16 protein-coding genes are annotated in these 19142 nt (G+C 59.2%); 13 read left to right on the forward strand and 3 right to left on the reverse strand.

Going from position 1 to position 19142, the window contains the following annotated elements; all coding sequences use genetic code 11:
* Positions 1 to 2 precede the first annotated feature (2 nt).
* The gene (locus V8N38_RS08460; RefSeq protein ID WP_087762277.1) at positions 3 to 1409 is read right to left on the reverse strand and encodes a VOC family protein; all 1407 of its coding nucleotides are present in this window, start codon (positions 1407 to 1409) and stop codon (positions 3 to 5) included.
* A 525-nt stretch (positions 1410 to 1934) separates the two neighbouring features.
* On the opposite strand from V8N38_RS08460, the gene V8N38_RS08465 reads away from it, so the two are divergent.
* The 6 genes from V8N38_RS08465 (at position 1935) to V8N38_RS08490 (ending at position 6198) form a co-directional block, all read left to right on the forward strand.
* Positions 1935 to 2144, forward strand: coding sequence for a cold shock domain-containing protein (locus V8N38_RS08465; RefSeq protein ID WP_019454537.1), 210 nt, complete (start codon positions 1935 to 1937; stop codon positions 2142 to 2144).
* Between the two features lie 222 nt (positions 2145 to 2366).
* Entirely contained in the window at positions 2367 to 2588 is a 222-nt protein-coding gene (locus tag V8N38_RS08470) for a cold-shock protein (protein WP_004928241.1), read from the forward strand.
* 113 nt (positions 2589 to 2701) lie between these two features.
* Entirely contained in the window at positions 2702 to 3928 is a 1227-nt protein-coding gene (locus V8N38_RS08475) for a winged helix-turn-helix domain-containing protein (RefSeq protein WP_084826485.1), read from the forward strand.
* Positions 3929 to 4223: 295 nt separating this feature from the next.
* Positions 4224 to 4406 carry a Trm112 family protein gene (locus V8N38_RS08480; protein WP_004928237.1) on the forward strand — a complete coding sequence of 61 codons (183 nt, stop codon included), beginning with the start codon at positions 4224 to 4226 and terminating at the stop codon, positions 4404 to 4406.
* Positions 4403 to 5152 carry a 3-deoxy-manno-octulosonate cytidylyltransferase gene (gene kdsB / locus V8N38_RS08485; protein WP_004928235.1) on the forward strand — a complete coding sequence of 250 codons (750 nt, stop codon included), beginning with the start codon at positions 4403 to 4405 and terminating at the stop codon, positions 5150 to 5152. Before V8N38_RS08480 ends, kdsB begins: the two co-directional genes overlap by 4 nt.
* 149 nt (positions 5153 to 5301) lie before the next feature.
* Positions 5302 to 6198: a YcbJ family phosphotransferase gene (locus V8N38_RS08490; RefSeq protein WP_060421759.1), complete on the forward strand. Its 897-nt coding sequence runs from the start codon at positions 5302 to 5304 to the stop codon at positions 6196 to 6198.
* Positions 6199 to 6205: 7 nt separating this feature from the next.
* On the opposite strand, the gene elyC is transcribed toward V8N38_RS08490, so the two are convergent.
* A complete protein-coding gene (gene elyC, locus V8N38_RS08495; RefSeq protein ID WP_038880809.1) occupies positions 6206 to 6979 on the reverse strand; it encodes an envelope biogenesis factor ElyC in 774 nt (257 codons plus the stop codon).
* Between the two features lie 152 nt (positions 6980 to 7131).
* On the opposite strand from elyC, the gene cmoM reads away from it, so the two are divergent.
* From cmoM to V8N38_RS08530, 7 genes are all read left to right on the forward strand, one after another.
* Positions 7132 to 7917, forward strand: a complete 786-nt coding sequence (gene cmoM / locus V8N38_RS08500) for a tRNA uridine 5-oxyacetic acid(34) methyltransferase CmoM (RefSeq protein WP_015377334.1) — start codon at positions 7132 to 7134, stop codon at positions 7915 to 7917.
* On the forward strand, positions 7914 to 9236 hold the full coding sequence (mukF, locus tag V8N38_RS08505; protein ID WP_004928228.1) for a chromosome partition protein MukF: 1323 nt from the start codon (positions 7914 to 7916) through the stop codon (positions 9234 to 9236). Before cmoM ends, mukF begins: the two co-directional genes overlap by 4 nt.
* Entirely contained in the window at positions 9217 to 9945 is a 729-nt protein-coding gene (gene mukE / locus V8N38_RS08510; protein WP_033637863.1) for a chromosome partition protein MukE, read from the forward strand. The genes mukF and mukE overlap by 20 nt, the downstream gene beginning before the upstream one ends.
* A complete protein-coding gene (mukB, locus tag V8N38_RS08515; RefSeq protein ID WP_060440277.1) occupies positions 9942 to 14390 on the forward strand; it encodes a chromosome partition protein MukB in 4449 nt (1482 codons plus the stop codon). Before mukE ends, mukB begins: the two co-directional genes overlap by 4 nt.
* A gap of 220 nt (positions 14391 to 14610) precedes the next feature.
* Positions 14611 to 16419: a L,D-transpeptidase gene (gene ldtD / locus V8N38_RS08520; RefSeq protein WP_071605332.1), complete on the forward strand. Its 1809-nt coding sequence runs from the start codon at positions 14611 to 14613 to the stop codon at positions 16417 to 16419.
* Between the two features lie 180 nt (positions 16420 to 16599).
* Positions 16600 to 17148 carry a YcbK family protein gene (locus tag V8N38_RS08525; RefSeq protein WP_025302289.1) on the forward strand — a complete coding sequence of 183 codons (549 nt, stop codon included), beginning with the start codon at positions 16600 to 16602 and terminating at the stop codon, positions 17146 to 17148.
* A 64-nt stretch (positions 17149 to 17212) separates the two neighbouring features.
* Positions 17213 to 17860, forward strand: a complete 648-nt coding sequence (locus V8N38_RS08530; protein ID WP_049195843.1) for an MBL fold metallo-hydrolase — start codon at positions 17213 to 17215, stop codon at positions 17858 to 17860.
* 72 nt (positions 17861 to 17932) lie between these two features.
* Here V8N38_RS08530 and V8N38_RS08535 read toward each other — a convergent pair whose 3' ends face one another.
* Positions 17933 to 19123: an amino acid aminotransferase gene (locus V8N38_RS08535; protein WP_060421780.1), complete on the reverse strand. Its 1191-nt coding sequence runs from the start codon at positions 19121 to 19123 to the stop codon at positions 17933 to 17935.
* Between the last annotated feature and the right edge of the window lie 19 nt (positions 19124 to 19142).

Consider the following 19142-nt stretch of genomic DNA (forward strand, 5'->3'; position numbering starts at 1 on the left):
CCTCAGGATGCCAGCGTGACAAGCCCCAGGGCTTGCGCGCAGGCTTCCAGCGAACGCTGCTGGGTTTGCTGATACAGCGCCAGCTCGTCGATCACCTCACTGCCCAACGCTTGTTCAAACGTAGCCCGGCTGGAAGCGGCATTGTACTGCGCGTGGCGGCTGTCCCCCAGATTTGACTGGAAAATCCCCGCTGCGCTGACCGGCAGAAAATCTTCATACACCAGCGGCTGGAAGCGAACGTGTTCTTTCTCGATCAGTTGCTCCAGGGTACTGTGCTTATCCAGCGACTCTTTGGCCGCCAGGCCGCATTCGGTCGGGAAATAGCGGAACCACGCCAGCTGTTGCTCGCGCAGCGTGGCGTAATCATCCGGAAACGCCCGGAAGTTTTCCTCCAGCAGTTGATAGTAGCGCTCGGCGTTCTTCTCGCTTGGCGGTGCCTGCAGTGCATCGTTGGTCGCCTGCAGCAGGCGGTCGTAGAGGGCGCGCCCTTTAGGCGTCAGTGCCACGCCGCGCTGTTCGATCTCGCCGAAGCGCGCGGTATGGTGGCCGGCGATGGCGTGGCCGTCGTGCTCAACGAAATCGACGCTTTCTTCCAACGCCTTGAAGCTGGTCTGGCGCAGCAGGATTGCACGGCGGCGGCGCGGCGGGCCCTCGATGACCGCTTTGGGCGTAATGCCGCGGCCGGGCATCGCCTGTTGAACGCGATCGATATCCAGCGTGCGCGGCGTCAGGTGGTTGATATGCGGCCCTTTAAACGCCACGACGTCGGCGATCAGGCGATGCTGATCGTGCAACTGCCGGTATTCTTCGGCGCTGACCGTCGCCTGATTGTGCCAGCGGAAGGTTTCCAGCGCTTGTTCGACAAACTCTTGCGCCTGCGCTGCATTCAATCCGCCTTGCGTTTCCTGCAGCGCGATCAGTTCCAACGCGCGATCGGTAAAGATGCGGCGGCGCGCCAGCAAGCGCTCGGCCAGCTCACGCAGCGCGGGATCTTCTATCAGTTCCAGGCGCAGCAGGGAGGTGAACACGCGGAAAGGACTGATCTGCAGCGCGTCTTCATGTACGGCGCGAAAAGCGGTAGAGTGCACCGGAACGCCCGCTACCGACAGGTCATAGTAACCGACCGGCGCCATGCCCATCACCCGGAACAGGCGGCGCAGGGTGGCCAGCTCATCCGCAGTGCCGACCCGGATCGCGCCGTGGCGCTCCATGGCGAGGCGCTCTATCTCGCCGGTGATTTGCAACTGATGAGCCAGTGCGGCGTCTTCGCGCAGAACCTGTCGATTGGTTTCCGCCACCAACTCCAGCAGATCGCCGTACAGCGGTACCTCCTTTTGGTACATGTCCGACATCGCGTGGGAGAATCTGGCGCGGATTTCATTAGGTGAAACGAACTGCTGGGCGGTCATGCGCATAGCTCCTTGATTCAGCATAATCTGAAAAATCGTGTTTTTAGCGGCAAAAGTGCTGGCGAAAAAGCCGTCTGCCTTGTTTTCCCCTCAAGTTTAGCCATCTGATTTGGGATTTGTTATAGAGGCGCCAAGCATATTAGAGTTTTATGCGTTAGCTCTCATTTGCAGCGCACAGACGGACAAATGATGCGCCGGCCTGGGGGAAGAGGCGGTGGATGGGCTGCGAAGAACGGTAAATTAATTCATGTATATTCAGGAGGATAAAAATAAATTCGGCGTAATGGCGAATTTAATGCAATAAACCTCTTGTGCATTCACCAGATTTATGAGTAAATGCAAGTCGGCCTGTAATCCAGACCTATTTATGTTCGAGTTTAGAGTTAAGCAGTTCCTCCAAAAACGTTATCATCCGATTCCGCTTCAAAGACGAACCTTCTAAGTACCTCCCATAAGTAATGTTTCTGAAATGGCCCCAATTGCCTCTTATGGCAGGTTTTGTAAATATATTTAAAGGTAAATGTAATGTCTAAGAAGACTGGTCAGGTTAAGTGGTTCAACGAAAGCAAAGGTTTTGGTTTCATTGAGCAGAACGACGGCGGCAAAGATGTATTCGTACACTTCTCCGCAATCATGACCGACGGTTTCAAGACCCTGGCTGAAGGCCAGCGCGTCGAGTACACCATCCAGGACAGCCCGCGCGGGCCGGCTGCCGCCAACGTAGTTGCTCTGTAAGAATACAGGGAACGCGTATAAGAGATCTTAATACAACCATGGTGACGCTTTAGCGCCGAGTCATGCGGAAGATATTAAGTTCAACAAGCCCGCCTTAGTGCGGGTTTTTTATTTTTTTGCTCACGAGAGGTTTGTTACGAAAAACTTTAGGATGGGCTGGTAGCGTCCAGACAATATAAAAAAAGACGTTGTCAAGGATGCTCAAGTAAAAGGATATAAGTTATGTTTAAAAATACTGTGTTAAAAATGGGCCGCGTGAAATGGTTTAATCAGGCCGAAGGCTATGGTTTTATTTCACCGGTAGATGGCAGCGACGAAATCTATGTCAATCGCAACGCTATCGCCAACACCAAAAATAAGTCGTTGAACGAAGGTCAGAACGTTGAGTTCTCGATCTATCGCAGCTCGCATGGGCTGTCCGCGGCAGACGTTATCGCGTTCTGATCGCACCCTCCTTCCTCGCCAGTGCCGGTGTCGCCACCCGCAAGCACTGGCGAAGATAAATCCCTCGATATCCACTATTATCAGGCCACTGCCTACTTGCCACGGATATCAGGATGACCACCCCGATAATTTCCCTTACCGCCGCTCGCGCGCTGCACCTTGCCGCCCAGGGGCTGCTTTCTCCGCTTAAACGCCAGGCTAAGCCCGATGACGTCGTGAGCGCGATCCAGCGCATGGGGCTGTTACAAATCGATACCATTAGCGTCGTCGCCCGCAGCCCGTATCTGGTGCTGTTCAGCCGTTTGGGCGCCTATCAGTCGGAATGGCTGGAGCAGGCGCTTGCCGGCCGCAAGCTGTTCGAATATTGGGCGCACGAAGCCTGTTTCCTGCCGATTGAGGATTTTGGTTTGCTGCGGCACCGCATGCTGGCGCCTCATGATATGGGCTGGAAATATTCCGCCGACTGGGTGCAGCAGCACCAGGCGGCGATGGACAGCCTGCTGCGGCACATCGAACAACAGGGGCCGGTGCGCTCCGCCGATTTCAGCGCCGAGAAAAAGGGCAACAGCGGATGGTGGGACTGGAAACCGGAGAAACGACACCTGGAGATCCTGTTTACCGCCGGCAAGCTGATGGTAGCCGAACGCCGCAACTTCCACCGGGTTTACGATCTGACCGAAAGGTTGCTGCCGGCCTGGGACGATGCGCGTCATACGCTGCCTGCGGAGCAGGCGCGCAGGCAGATGCTGCGCCGCACCTGCCGCTATCTGGGTATCTTTCGCGCTGAATGGTTGGCAGATTACTATCGGCTGAAACGCGTGGCGCCAAAAGCCTTGCTGGCAGAGCTGCAGGAGCAGGGGGAGATTACGCCCGTACAGGTAGAGGGGCTGGAAGGGCCGTTCTATGTGCATGAATCTCTGGCGGAACTGCTGCCGCTGGCGGAACAGAGCAAACTCAAATCGACGGTCACCAGCCTGTTGTCCCCCTTTGATCCGGTAGTTTGGGATCGGCGGCGGGCGCTGGAGTTGTTCAACTTTGACTATCGGCTGGAGTGTTATACGCCGAAAGAAAAACGTCGCTATGGGTACTTCACCCTGCCGGTGCTGCACCGCGGTGAGCTGGTGGGGCGCATTGACGCCAAGGCGCACCGTCGCCAGGGGGTGTTCGAGATCATCAGCTTCCATGCGGAGCCGCAGGTGCGCTTCGGCAAACAGCGGGCGCAGGATATCCGGCAGGCCATCGCGCGTACGGCCAAATGGCACGGTGCGCAACGCGTCGCGCTGGGCGACATTCCGGCGGCGTTGGCCGCTGAATGGGGGGCCGGCTGGGAAGTGGAATAACGAACGACGCCGTCGGTGGGTAAAACGAAGTTCAGCGCCGCTCGTTACAAAGGGGCTCAGTGGCTGAAGTTAGCGAACAGAGCGATGATTTTATGCAGACGTTTGATCACGTATCACGGCCTTTTTGTGATTTGTATCACAAAATTCTACGCTGGGATGCGCCCCAGTTCAAGCGGTTGCCCCCGCGCGATGAGGAAATATCGGTGGGTTGGCGCCACCGGTGATTAACCTGAGGCCGGGCGTTATGCTATCCTCACAGCCTTTCCCAGATGACCTATCCCCTTACGGAGGATGCATGGACCACCGTTTACTCGAAATCGTTGCCTGCCCGGTATGCAACGGCAAACTCTATTTCAATAAAGAAAACCAGGAACTGGTGTGCAAAGCGGACGGGTTGGCTTACCCCCTGCGCGACGGCATTCCGGTGCTGTTGGAAAATGAAGCGCGTGCGCTGTCGCTGGATGAGAAACACGCATGAGTTTTATCGCTATTATTCCCGCCCGCTACGCCTCGACCCGTTTGCCGGGTAAACCGCTGGCCGATATTCACGGCAAGCCGATGGTGGTACACGTCATGGAGCGCGCCCGCGAGTCCGGCGCCAGCCGCGTCATCGTGGCGACCGATCACCCTGAAGTCGCCAAAGCGGTGGAAGCCGCCGGTGGCGAAGTGTGCATGACCAGCCCGGACCACCATTCCGGCACCGAACGGCTGGCGGAAGTGATCGCGCACTACGGCTTTGCCGACGACCAGATCATCGTTAACGTGCAGGGCGACGAACCGCTGATCCCACCGGTGATCGTGCGTCAGGTGGCGGAGAACCTGGCGGGCAGCCAGGCCGGTATGGCGACGCTGGCGGTGCCGATCGAGAGCGCCGAAGAGGCTTTCAACCCCAATGCGGTGAAGGTCGTGATGGACGCGCAGGGCTACGCGCTCTATTTTTCACGCGCCACCATTCCGTGGGATCGTGAGCGTTTCGCCGCGTCGAAAGAGAGCATCGGCGACAGCCTGCTGCGCCATATCGGCATCTACGCGTACCGCGCCGGCTTCGTGCGTCGCTACGTCAGCTGGGCGCCGAGCCAGCTGGAACAGATCGAGCTGTTGGAACAGCTGCGCGTGCTGTGGTACGGTGAAAAAATCCACGTGGCGGTCGCGAAAGCGATCCCGAGCGTGGGGGTCGATACGCCGGAAGATCTCCAGCGCGTGCGTGACAGCATCCAACCCTGAGCCTGAGTTCGTCGGCGCGCCGCGCAACGCGCCGACGATGCAACACCCCCCATGATTGTTCCCCGTTTTGTTGATCTGCGTTGAAGAATTTTTCCGCTCACCGTTCGATGATGTTACGTATCCCCTTATTAGCCTGAGGTGAATGCCTTATGGAGCAGTTACGCGCTGAACTGAGCATTGTGCTGGGTGAGTCCATCAGCCGGCTGGAGCGGGTGAGTGAACAGCCTTATGCGCATATGTATTCGCTGTACGATCGGCAGGGCAACGCGATCCCGCTGATGGCGAAAAGCTTTATCTGTCAAGGCATCGCCCAGCAGGAGGCTTACAAGCTGTCGATGCTGGCGCGCGACGGGGATATTCGGCTGCCCACGGTGTACGGCGTGGTGTGTACTCAACAGACGCCGTATAAGGAAATCCTGCTGATCGAGCGCCTGCGCGGCGTGTCGGCTGAAGCGCCGACGCGCTCGCCGGATCGCTGGAACATGCTGATGGAACAGATCGTTGACGGGATATTGGCCTGGCACCGCATCGACAGTCACGGCAGCGTCGGCAGCGTGGACAGCACGCAGGAGAACGACTGGTTTTGCTGGTATCAACAGCGGGTCGAAGTGCTGTGGGCGACGGTAGTCAATCTCACCACCCCACAGCTGACCATGGCGGATCGGCGTTTGCTGTACCGCACGCGCGAAGCGCTGACCCATTTCTTCGTCGGCTTCGACGATCCCTGTGTTCTGGTGCACGGTAACTTGTCGCTGCGCAGCATGCTGAAGGATCCCAAAAGCGATCAGCTGCTGGCGATGCTCAATCCCGGCGTGGTGCTGTGGGCGCCACGCGAATACGATCTTTTCCGCCTGTGCGAGGCGGGTATGCCCAGCCAACTGCTGTTCCGCTATCTGCAGCGCGCGCCGGTCGCCGATGCTTTCCTGGCGCGGCGCTGGCTGTATGTGGTGTGGGAAGCGGTAGGGCGCTTGGTTCATACCGGCAAGCTGGAGCGGCGGCCGTTCGACTATGCGTCGCAACAGCTGCTGCCCTGGCTGGCCGGTTGAACGGGCCTTACTCGGCGCCGGCGCGATCCGCGCCTTTCAGCCATTGCCACAGGCTGCCCAGCGTTTCATACCAGGCACGTTCGGTATGGCCGAGGAACATCGAGGAGGGTGTGGCGCGATCCCAGATATTCAGCGGCGAGTCGATCGCCAACTGGTTGGCCGGCGCCGGGATCGGGTGCAGGCCTTTCGCCTCGAAGAAGCGCATGGCGCGCGGCAGATGGTTGGCGGAGGTCACCAGAATGAACGGTTGCTCGCCGACCAACTTGGCGACCTGAGCGGCTTCTTCCTCGGTATCGCGCGGTTCCCTCAGGATCACCATATCGCTGCGCGGCACGCCCAGGCTTTCGGCCACCAGCGCCGCCGTGGCGGCGTTGCTTTGCATGCTGCCGGCGGATGCGCCGGTAAACACCATTCTGGCGCCGGGATGCGCAAGGTAAAGCCGCACGCCTTCCGTCACGCGCGGCAGGCTGTTGCCGAGCAAATTCGAGCTGGGTGCCCAATCGGGATTGTAGGTATAGCCCCCGCCCAACACCACGATGTAACTGACCGGATCGTTGCCGCGATAAGTCTGGTATTGGGCTTCGATCGGCCTCAGCAGCCGGTCGGCCACCGGCTGCAGGCTGAAAAGCAGTAAAAACAGCCAGCTCAGCGTAAAAATCGTCTTACCGCTTTTTTGCCAGCGGGTGAACCACAGCAGCAGCAGCGCCAGCCCCATCAGCAGCATCAACAGCGGCAGCGGCATCAGCATGGCGCCAAAGAACTTTTTCAGGTTGAACAGCATCGAAAATCAGATCCTTTTGGGTGAAAAAGCGGCATCCAGGCATAAACAGGCCGCAAGAAGATACATTCTAAGCCAGTCTGTGCCAAAATAGCAGGTTTGAATGGGCGTGCGCTTTGCCGCCGACAAGAATGAGATCAGCGGAGCCGTTGTCCATGCAGGATCGCAATTTTGACGATATTGCTGAAAAATTTGCGCGTAATATTTACGGCACCACGAAAGGAAAAATCCGCCAGGCGGTGGTTTGGCAGGATCTGACCGGGTTGCTGGCGCAGTTGCCGCAGCGGCCGCTGCGCATCCTCGACGCCGGGGGCGGTGAAGGCCATATGGCCTGCCAGCTGGCAGAATTAGGACATCAGGTGTTGTTGTGCGATCTTTCTGGTGAGATGATCCAGCGCGCCGCGCAGCTGGCGGAACAGAAAGGTGTGAGCCAGAACATGCAATTCGTACAAAGTTCTGCGCAGGATATCGCTCAACATTTGGAACAGCCGGTTGATCTGATATTGTTTCATGCAGTGCTTGAATGGATCGCCGAGCCCGAAGCGGCGCTGCAGGCGTTGTATGACTGCCTGACGCCGGGCGGCGCGCTGTCGCTGATGTTCTTCAACGCCAACGGCCTCTTGATGCGCAACGTGGTGTTGGGTAATTTCCAACTGGTGGATCCCGAGGTCAGGCGGCGCCGCAAGCGTTCGCTGTCGCCGCAATATCCGCACGATCCGCTATTGGTCTACGGTTGGCTGGAACAGCTGGGCATGCGTATCGGCGGTAAAACCGGCGTGCGGGTGTTCCACGACTATCTGCAGAGCAGACAGCTGCAAACACAAAAATTTGAAGAGTTACTGGCGCTTGAACAGCACTATTGCCGGCAGGAGCCGTACGTGAGTTTGGGGCGCTATATTCACGTCATGGCGCATAAACCAAACCTGAAGGACGAACTATGAGTGAATTTTCCCAGACAGTACCCGAACTGGTCGCCTGGGCACGGAAAAATGATTTCTCTATTTCGCTCCCTACGGAGCGTCTCGCATTTCTGCTCGCCATCGCCACCCTGAACGGCGAACGGCTGGACGGCGAGATGAGCGAAGGTGAGCTGGTTGATGCATTTCGCCATGTCAGCAAGGGTTTTGAACAGACGCATGAAACGGTGGCGATGCGCGCCAACAATGCGATCAACGACATGGTGCGCCAGCGCCTGTTGAACCGCTTTACCAGCGAACTGGCGGACGGCAATGCGATTTACCGCCTCACGCCGCTGGGTATCGGCATTACCGATTACTATATTCGCCAACGCGAATTCTCCACGCTGCGTCTGTCGATGCAGCTGTCGATCGTGGCGCAGGAACTCAAGCGCGCCGCCGACGCCGCCGACGAGGGCGGCGACGATTTCCATTGGCACCGCAACGTGTTCGCGCCGTTGAAATATTCGGTGGCGGAAATCTTCGACAGCATAGACATGACCCAACGCGTGATGGACGAGCAGCAGCAGAGCGTGAAAAACGACATCGCGGCGCTGCTGAGCAAAGACTGGCGGGCGGCGATCTCCAGCTGCGAGATGCTGCTGTCGGAAACCTCGGGCACCCTGCGCGAGCTGCAAGATACGTTGGATGCGGCGGGCGATAAGCTGCAGGCCAACCTGCTGCGCATCCAGGACGCGACCCTCGGCAACGTGGAGCTGGGCTTCGTCGACAAGCTGGTGTTCGATCTGCAGAGCAAGCTGGATCGCATCATCAGCTGGGGCCAGCAGGCGATCGACCTGTGGATCGGCTACGATCGCCACGTACATAAATTTATCCGTACCGCTATCGATATGGATAAAAACCGCGTGTTCGCCCAACGCCTGCGCCAGTCGGTGCAAACCTATTTCGACCACCCGTGGGCGCTGACCCATGCCAATGCCGATCGTCTGCTGGACATGCGCGACGAAGAACTGGCACTGCGCAGTGAGGAAGTGACCGGGGAACTGCCGCCGGATCTGGAGTTCGAAGAGTTCAGCGAAATTCGCGAACAGCTGGCGGCGATGATCGAAGAGGCGCTGAAGGTGTATCAGGAACAGCAGATGCCGCTCAACCTTGCAGCGGTGATGCGCGATTATCTGGCGCAATATCCGCGTGCGCGTCATTTCGACGTGGCACGCTTAGTGGTCGACCAGGCAGTGCGCCTCGGTGTGGCTGAAGCAGATTTCTCAGGGTTGCCGGCGGAATGGCAGGCAATCAATGATTACGGAGCCAAGGTCCAGGCCCATGTCATCGACAAATATTGAACAAGTAATGCCAGTCAAGCTGGCCAAGGCACTGTCCAACTCGCTGTTCCCGGCGCTGGATAGCCAACTGCGCGCGGGTCGTCACATCGGTATCGATGAGCTGGACAACCACGCCTTTTTAATGGATTTCCAGGATGAGCTGGAAGAATTTTACACCCGTTACAGCGTCGAGCTGATTCGGGCGCCGGAAGGTTTCTTCTATTTGCGCCCGCGCTCCACCACGCTGATCCCGCGTTCGGTGCTGTCCGAGCTGGATATGATGGTCGGTAAAATCTTGTGCTACCTGTATCTCAGCCCCGAGCGCCTGGCGCATGAGGGTATTTTCAGCCATCAGGAGCTGTACGACGAGCTGCTGAGCCTGGCCGATGAGAACAAGCTGCTGAAGTTCGTCAACCAGCGCTCCACCGGCTCGGATCTCGATCGGCAGAAGCTGCACGAAAAGGTGCGCACCTCGCTGAACCGCCTGCGCCGCCTCGGCATGGTCTACTTCATGGGCAATGACAGCAGCAAGTTCCGCATTACCGAGGCGGTGTTCCGCTTCGGCGCCGACGTGCGCAGCGGCGACGATCCGCGTGAAGCGCAGCTGCGCATGATTCGCGACGGCGAGGCGATGCCGGTTGAAACCAGCCTGTCGCTGAACGATGAGAATGAGGCTGAGGATCAGCAGGTTGATAACGCTCCTGACGGTGCAGAGGATGAACAGGAATGATTGAACGCGGTAAATTTCGCTCGCTGACGCTGGTTAACTGGAACGGCTTCTTCGCCCGCACCTTTGATCTGGATGAGCTGGTGACCACGCTGTCCGGCGGTAACGGGGCAGGGAAATCCACCACCATGGCGGCCTTCGTCACCGCACTGATCCCCGATCTGACGCTGCTGCACTTCCGTAACACCACCGAAGCGGGCGCCACCAGCGGCTCGCGCGATAAAGGCCTGCACGGCAAGCTGCGTGCCGGCGTGTGTTACTCGACTCTCGACGTCGTCAACTCGCGCCACCAGCGCGTGGTGGTGGGCGTGCGCCTGCAGCAGGTGGCGGGGCGCGATCGCAAGGTCGACATCAAACCGTTCACCATCCAGGGCCTGCCGACCGCGGTGCAGCCGACCGAGTTGCTGACCCAGACGGTGGGTGAGCGCCAGGCGCGCGTGCTGTCGCTGCAGGAGCTGAAGGATCGCGTGGAAGAGATGGAGGGGGTGCAGTTCAAGCAGTTCAACTCCATCACCGATTACCACTCGCTGATGTTCGATCTGGGCGTGATCCCGAAACGTCTGCGTTCGTCCGCCGATCGCAGCAAGTTCTACCGTCTGATTGAAGCGTCGCTGTACGGCGGTATTTCCAGCGCCATTACCCGCTCGCTGCGCGATTACCTGCTGCCGGAAAACAGCGGCGTGCGCAAGGCGTTCCAGGACATGGAAGCGGCGCTGCGCGAAAACCGCATGACGCTGGAGGCGATTCGCGTCACCCAGTCGGACCGCGATCTGTTCAAACATCTGATTTCCGAGGCCACTTCCTATGTGGCGGCGGACTATATGCGCCACGCCAACGAACGCCGCATCCATCTGGACGGCGCGCTGGCGCTGCGCAGCGATCTGTTGGGCAGCCGCAAGCAGCTGGCCGCCGAACAGTATCGCCATGTGGAAATGGCGCGTGAGCTGAGCGAACAGAGCGGTGCCGAATCCGACCTGGAAACCGATTACCAGGCCGCCAGCGATCACCTGAATCTGGTGCAGACGGCGATGCGTCAGCAGGAGAAGATCGAACGCTATGAAGCCGATCTGGAAGAGCTGACCTACCGTCTGGAAGAGCAGAACGAAGTGGTGGCCGAGGCGAGCGAGCAGCAGGCCGAAAACGAAGCGCGTGCCGAAGCGGCCGAGCTGGAAGTGGATGAGCTGAAGAGCCAGCTGGCCGACTACCAGCAGGCGCTCGACGTGCAGCAGACCCGCGCCATTCAGTACCAGCAGGCGCTGCAGGCGTTGGAGCGCGCACGCGCCCTGTGCCAACTGCCGGATCTGACCGCCGATAACGCCGAACAGTGGCTAGACACCTTCCAGGCCCGCGAACAGGAAGCGACCGAAGCGTTGCTGATGCTGGAACAGAAGCTGAGCGTGGCCGACGCCGCGCACGGCCAGTTCGAACAGGCCTATCAGCTGGTGGGGAAAATCGCCGGCCAGGTCAGCCGCAGCGAAGCCTGGCAGTGCGCGCGCGAATTGCTGCGCGACTGGCCTTCACAGCAGCACCTCGCCGAGCGCGTTCAGCCGCTGCGCCTGCGCCTGAGCGAACTGGAACAGCGTCTGCGCTCGCAGCAGGACGCCGAGCGCCTGCTGCAAGAGTTTTGCAAACGCCATGGCCAAGAGTACCAGCCTGACGATCTCGATATGCTGCAGCAGGAGCTGGAAGAGCGCCTGGAAGCGCTGTCGCAGAACGTCAGCGAAGCCGGCGAACGCCGCATGGAGATGCGCCAGGAGCTGGAGCAGATCCAGCAGCGCATCCGTGAGCTGACGGCGCGCGCGCCGGTGTGGCTGGCGGCGCAGGACGCGCTGGGCCAGCTCAGCGATCAGAGCGGAGAGCCGCTGGAAAACAGCCAGCAGGTGACCGAATACATGCAGCAGCTGCTGGAGCGCGAGCGTGAAACCACCGTCGAGCGCGACGAAGTGGCGGCCCGCAAACGTGAAGTGGAAGCGCAGATCGAACGTCTCAGCCAGCCGGGCGGCGCGGAAGATCAGCGCCTGGTCACGCTGGCCGAACGTTTCGGCGGCGTGCTGCTGTCAGAAATTTACGATGACGTCACCATCGACGACGCGCCTTACTTCTCGGCGCTGTACGGCCCTTCGCGCCACGCTATCGTGGTGCCGGATCTGTCGCTGGTGCGTGAGATGCTTGAAGGGCTGGAAGATTGCCCGGAAGATCTTTACCTGATCGAAGGGGATCCGCAGTCGTTCGATGACAGCGTGTTCGCCGTTGAAGAGCAGGACAAAGCGGTGGTGGTGAAAATCGCCGATCGCCAGTGGCGTTACTCCCGTTATCCGGAAGTGCCGTTGTTCGGCCGCGCGGCGCGCGAAAACCGTCTGGAAGTGCTGCATGCCGAGCGTGAAACGCTGGCGGAGCGCTACGCCACGCTGTCGTTCGACGTGCAGAAAACCCAGCGCTCGCACCAGGCTTTCAGCCGCTTTATCGGTACCCATCTGGCGGTGGCGTTCGACGCCGACCCGGAAGCGGAGATCCGCGGCCTGAACGCCCGTCGTGGCGAGATCGAACGTGCGCTGAACAATCACGAAGCGCAGAACCAGCAGCAGCGTCAGCAGTACGAACAGGCCAAAGAGGGCATTTCCGCACTCAACCGCCTGATGCCGCTGGTGTCGTTGCTGAACGATGAAACGCTGCAGGACCGCGTCGACGAGATCCGCGAAGAGCTGGAAGAAGCGCAGGACGCCGCGCGTCATATCCAACAGCACGGCGTGTCGCTGACCAAGCTGGAACCGCTGCTGTCGGTGCTGCAGAGCGATCCGCAGCAGCATGAACAGCTGCAGCAGGATTACGCGCAGGCGCAAAGCGTGCAGCGTCAGGCTAAACAGCAGGCGTTCGCGCTCACTGAAGTGGTGCAGCGTCGTGCGCACTTCAGCTACACCGATTCTGCCGGCATGCAGAATGCCAACAACGATCTGAACGATAAGCTGCGCCAGCGTCTGGAGCAGGCGGAAGCCGAACGCGCCCGCGCCCGTGAGCAACTGCGTCAGTATCAAACCCAGTTCACCCAGTACAGCCAGGTGCTGGCCTCGCTGAAAAGCTCGTACGACGCCAAGCGCGACATGCTGAAAGAGCTGAGCCAAGAGCTGGTGGACATCGGCGTGCAGGCCGACGCCAATGCCGAAGCGCGCGCCCGTGCGCGTCGCGACGAACTGCATGCGGCGCTGAGCAACAACCGCGCTCGCCGCAACCAGCTGGAGAAGCAGCTGACCTTCTGCGAAGCCGAAATGGACGGCCTGCAGAAGAAACTGCGCAAGCTGGAACGCGATTATCATCAGCTGCGTGAGCAGGTGGTGACCGCCAAGGCGGGCTGGTGCGCGGTGATGCGCCTGGTGAAAGACAACGGCGTGGAACGCCGCCTGCACCGCCGCGAGCTGGCGTATATGGATGGCGACGAGCTGCGCTCGATGTCGGATAAGGCGCTCGGTGCGCTGCGTCTGGCCGTGGCGGATAACGAACACCTGCGCGATGTGCTGCGCCTGTCGGAAGATCCGAAGCGGCCGGAGCGTAAGATTCAGTTCTATATCGCGGTGTACCAGCACCTGCGCGAGCGCATCCGTCAGGACATCATCCGCACCGACGATCCGGTCGAGGCCATCGAACAGATGGAAATTGAGCTGGGCCGTCTGACCGAAGAGCTGACCGCGCGCGAGCAGAAGCTGGCGATCAGTTCGAAAAGCGTGGCCAACATCATTCGCAAAACCATTCAGCGCGAACAGAACCGCATTCGCATGCTGAACCAGGGTCTGCAGGCCGTTTCCTTCGGCCAGGTGAAGAGCGTGCGCCTGAACGTCAATGTGCGCGAAGCGCATGCCACCCTGCTGGATGTGCTCTCCGAGCAGCAGGAACAGCATCAGGATCTGTTCAACAGCAACCGTCTGACCTTCTCCGAAGCGTTGGCCAAGCTGTATCAGCGCCTGAATCCGCAGATCGACATGGGGCAGCGCACGCCACAGACCATCGGCGAGGAGTTGCTGGACTACCGCAACTACCTGGAGATGGAAGTGGAGGTATACCGTGGCTCCGACGGCTGGCTGCGTGCGGAAAGCGGCGCGTTGTCTACCGGTGAAGCCATCGGTACCGGGATGTCAATCCTGGTGATGGTGGTGCAGAGCTGGGAAGAAGAATCCCGCCGCCTGCGCGGTAAAGACATCTCGCCGTGTCGCCTGCTGTTCCTCGATGAAGCGGCGCGTCTGGATGCCAAGTCGATCGCTACGCTGTTCGAACTGTGCGACCGTCTGGAGATGCAGCTGATCATCGCGGCGCCGGAAAACATCAGTCCGGAGAAGGGCACCACCTATAAACTGGTGCGTAAAGTGTTCCAGAACCACGAGCATGTGCACGTGGTGGGGCTGCGCGGTTTCGCCGGCGAGCCGCCGGCGCTGGGTACTGCGCCGGTTGAAACGCCGTAACGCAGAAAAACGCCCTAAAAATCCGAAAATAGCCGCCGCAGGGTGGCTATTTTTTTGTGCGCGTGGATGATAGTCCTGCTTTTTTATCCGTTGAAAAGCGGTTAGTTTAATCACATAAACAGTTATTCGACGCCCGCAGGGCGAAACGGCCTTTCTGTTTGTATACTGAAACTATATGCAGTTTTTGACGTTTTTTTTGTGAGCATACAGGGGGCAAGGGATGTTGCTTAAAAAGGGAAACTCTCTACGACGTTTGGCGCTGAGTGGCGCTATCGCCTGTAGTCTTGTGTCGTCGTTTTCCGCATCGGCTACCGTTACGGCGTTGCCGGTGGCATCAGCAGGCATGTCCGTTGCGCAGAGCCGTTCTGAGCTGCTGGCCGCGTTGCCGCGCGGCATGGATTTGCACTACCTTTCCACGCTGGCACCGCTGTATGCGGCGAATCACATGCAGCCGATGTGGCAGGATCGCGAAGCCGTTCAGCAGTTTCAGCAGCAGCTGGCCGAACTGGCGATGTCCGGCGTGCAGCCGCAGTTTACCCAATGGGTGAAGATGTTGACCGATCCGGCGCTCAGTGAAGCGGGCCGCGATGCGGTGCTGTCCGATGCGATGCTGGGCTATTTGCAGTTCGTCTCTGCCATCGGTGCCAACGGCAACAACTGGCTGTACAGCAATATTCCCTACAAGCTTGGCTTGCCGCCCACCGCGGTGATCAACCAATGGCAGCTGGCGGTGCGCCAGGCGCGTACCCTGAGCTATGTGAATTCGCTCGCGCCGCAACATCCGCAATACGCCAAGATGCATCAGGCGCTGCGCGACATGCTGGCGGACAATCGTCCGTGGCCACAGGTGGGCAGCGGCCCGAGCCTGCGCCCAGGCCAAATGAGCAACGATATCCCGGCGCTGCGTGAGATCCTGACGCGTACCGGCATGCTGGCCGCCTCGGCGCCGGAAGCGGAGCCGGAACCGGCGGTGGTTTCGGCGAAGAGCAATGAGCCCGACGACGGCGGGCTGACGGTAGACGAAGAGAAAAGCCGCGTGACGGTCAGCCCATCGGCGGCGCCGGTAACGGAGTTGACTGCGGAGCAGACGCCGCCGCAGATTGGCAGCGTGGTGAGCGACAATCTTTATACCAATGAGCTGGTGGAGGGCGTCAAGCGCTTCCAGAAATGGCAGGGGTTGACGGCGGACGGCGTGATCGGCGTGCGCACCCGTGAGTGGCTCAACGTGTCACCGAAAACCCGCGCCGCGCTGCTGGCGCTGAATATACAACGCCTGCGAATTTTACCGGGGCATGTCGGCACCGGCATTATGGTGAACATTCCCAACTACTCGCTGACCTACTACCAGAACGGCAATGAAGTGCTGTCTTCCCGCGTTATCGTCGGGCGGCCGAGCCGTAAGACGCCGCTGATGAGCAGCGCGTTGAACAACGTGGTGGTCAACCCGCCGTGGAACGTGCCGACCACGCTGGTGCGCGAGGACATTGTGCCGAAGGCGATGCGCGACGGTAATTACTTCCAGAAACACGGCTATACGGTGCTGTCGGGTTGGAGCAACGATGCGGAAGTGATCAACCCGGCGATGATCGACTGGAGCATGGTTTCTGCGCGCAATTTCCCGTATCGCGTCCGTCAGGCGCCGGGTGCCACCAACTCGCTGGGGCGCTTCAAGTTCAATATGCCGAGCTCGGACGCCATCTACCTGCACGATACCCCGAACCACAGCCTGTTCCAGAAAGATATCCGTGCGCTCAGCTCCGGCTGCGTGCGGGTGAACAAGGCTTCCGATTTGGCGAATATGCTGCTGCAGGACGCAGGCTGGAACAACAGCCGCGTGTCTTCCACGCTGAAAGAGGGGAATACCACTTATGTGAATATTCGCCAGCGTATTCCCGTAAAACTGTATTATCTGACCGCCTGGGTTTCGGATGACGGCCAACCGCAATTCCGTACAGATATTTACAATTATGATAATACGGTGCGATCGGGCGCACAAATTTTGGCTCAGGCCAAAAAATTAATGCAGTAAATGCAGTAATTATAAATAAATAACGGTCAGAATGTTTGGCTATACCGCAGGCCCTCGTCGCCGGGGGCCTGTAAACCTAGGCGTATCGCGGGTTGACTCAGCATACGCAGGCGGTTATGGTTCGGACAGTGCGCTGCTTTGTGCATTTATTTTGACATTCTTGCCGGGTTTAACAGAGTCATGGACAAAATTGATCATCACCGCCGTAAATGGCTGGCGCTAGGTGGCGCCGCTATGGGCATAGCGCTGCTTCCAGGGCAGGCGTTTGCCAGTCTTTCCACCGCTCGGCCGCGTATTTTAGTGCTGAATAACCTGAATACCGGTGAATCTATTAAAGCCGAGTTCTTTGACGGCAAAGGTTACAATAAAGAAGAGTTGGTGCGGCTAAATCATCTGTTCCGCGATTATCGCGCCAACAAGGTTAAATCGATCGATCCCCGCTTGTTTGATCACCTCTATCGCCTGCAGGGGCTGCTGGGCACCAGCAAGCCGGTGCAGCTGATCTCCGGATACCGTTCCGTAGATACCAACAACGAACTGCGTGCGCATAGCCGCGGCGTGGCCAAGCACAGCTACCACACCAAAGGCCAGGCGATGGATTTCCATATCGAAGGCATCCAATTGAGTAATATCCGTAAAGCGGCGTTAAAAATGCGCGCCGGTGGTGTAGGATATTACCCACGTAGCAACTTCGTACACATCGATACCGGCCCGGTTCGGACCTGGTAATCGCTGTGCCATCAGTGAATAACGCCGCCCCTTGCGGATGCGGCGTTATTGTCGTTGGAGCCTTATGAAATACCATCTTATTCCCGTTACCGCCTTTAGCCAGAATTGCAGCCTGATTTGGTGCGAAAACACGCAGCAGGCGGCGTTGGTCGATCCCGGCGGTGAAGCGGAGAAAATCAAAGCGGAAGTCGCGCGGCAGGGGGTGACGATCACTCAGATTCTGCTGACGCACGGTCATTTGGATCACGTCGGTGCGGCGGCGGAGCTGGCGGACCATTATCAGGTGCCGATCTACGGCCCGGATAAAGAAGACGCGTTTTGGCTGGACGGTTTGCCGGCGCAGAGTCGGATGTTTGGACTGGAAGAGTGCGCGCCGCTGACGCCGACCCGCTGGCTGTTGGAAGGCGATGAGATGCAGGTGGGCGAGATGACGCTCAAGGTGCTGCACTGTCCTGGGCATACGCCGGGCCACATCGTCTTTATCAATGAGCAGGCGCGTTTGGCGCTGGTGGGCGACGTGCTGTTTAACGGCGGCGTGGGGCGCAGCGACTTCCCGCGCGGTGACCATCAGGCGCTGATTGCCTCTATTCGTACCAAACTGCTGCCGTTGGGCGACGACATGCGCTTTATTCCCGGCCATGGCCCGATGTCGACCTTCGGCCACGAGCGCCAGACCAACCCGTTCCTGCGCGAAGAGCCGGCGGTGTGGTAACGATTATTTCCCGGCAGGAAAAATCAAGGGGCGCATAGAGCGCCCCTTTTTTTATGACCTGCGTCGATGCTTTTAGAGCACGGCGACGATGGCTTCACACAGCGGCGCCATGTTGTCCGGCGTCATGCCGGCCACGTTCACCCGGCCTGAGTTCACGGCGTAGACGCCGAACTCTTCACGCAGACGCAGCACCTGTTCTTTGGTCAGGCCGCTGAACGAGAACATGCCGTTCTGCTGGATGATGAAGCTGAAGTCCTGCTGCGCGCCTTTCTCCTGCAGAGTATTCACGAACAGCTGACGCATGCGGTGAATACGCTGGCGCATATCGGTCAGTTCCTGCTCCCACATCGCGCGCAGAGCGTCGTTGCCCAGAATGGTAGCGACCACGGCGGCGCCGTGTGACGGCGGGTTGGAGTAGTTGGCGCGAATCGCCGCTTTCACCTGGCTAAAGGCGCGGTCGGCGGTTTCGGCATCGGCAGCCACAATGGTGCAAGCGCCGACGCGCTCATTGTACAGACCGAAGTTTTTCGAGTAGGAACTGGCGACGATCAGCTCTTTATGTTTGGCGGCGAAAATACGCAGGCCCTGCGCATCCTCTTCCAGTCCATTGGCGAAGCCCTGATAAGCGAAGTCGAACAGCGGCAGCCAGCCGTTGGCGACGGAAAGTTCGGCCAGCTGCGCCCACTGCTCCGCCGTTGGATCGATACCGGTCGGGTTATGGCAACAGCCGTGGAACAGCACCACATCGCCGGCCTGCGCCTGTTTCAGGCTGTTCAGCAGGCCGTCGAAATCCAACGCGTGGTTGGCGGCGTCGTAGTAGGCGTATTCCAGCACTTCCAGGCCCACGGCGCTAAAGACGTTCTTGTGGTTCGGCCAGCTTGGGTTGCTGATCCAGATGCGTTTGGCGCTGGTCTGGTTAGCGATAAAGTCTGCCGCCACGCGCAGGCCGCCGGTGCCGCCTGGCGTCTGTGCGGTGCGCGCGCGACGATCGGCGATGATCGGGCTCTCTTTGCCGAACAACAGCGCTTGCGTGCAGCTGGCGAACGCCGGGATGCCTTCAATACCGAGATAGTTTTTGGTGGTCTCATTTTCCAGCAGATACTGCTCAGCTTTTTTTACGCTGGTCAGCACCGGGGTTTTACCGGTTTCGTCTTTATAAACGCCAATCCCTAAATTGATTTTATTCGGGCGGGCGTCGGCGCGGAAAATGTCGGTCAGGCCCAGGATCGGGTCGGCGGGTGCGGCGGTGATTTTTTCAAACATGTCAGGTGCTTCCAAATCT

This window comes from Serratia nevei (assembly GCF_037948395.1).
Classification (GTDB): Bacteria; Pseudomonadota; Gammaproteobacteria; order Enterobacterales; family Enterobacteriaceae; genus Serratia; species Serratia nevei.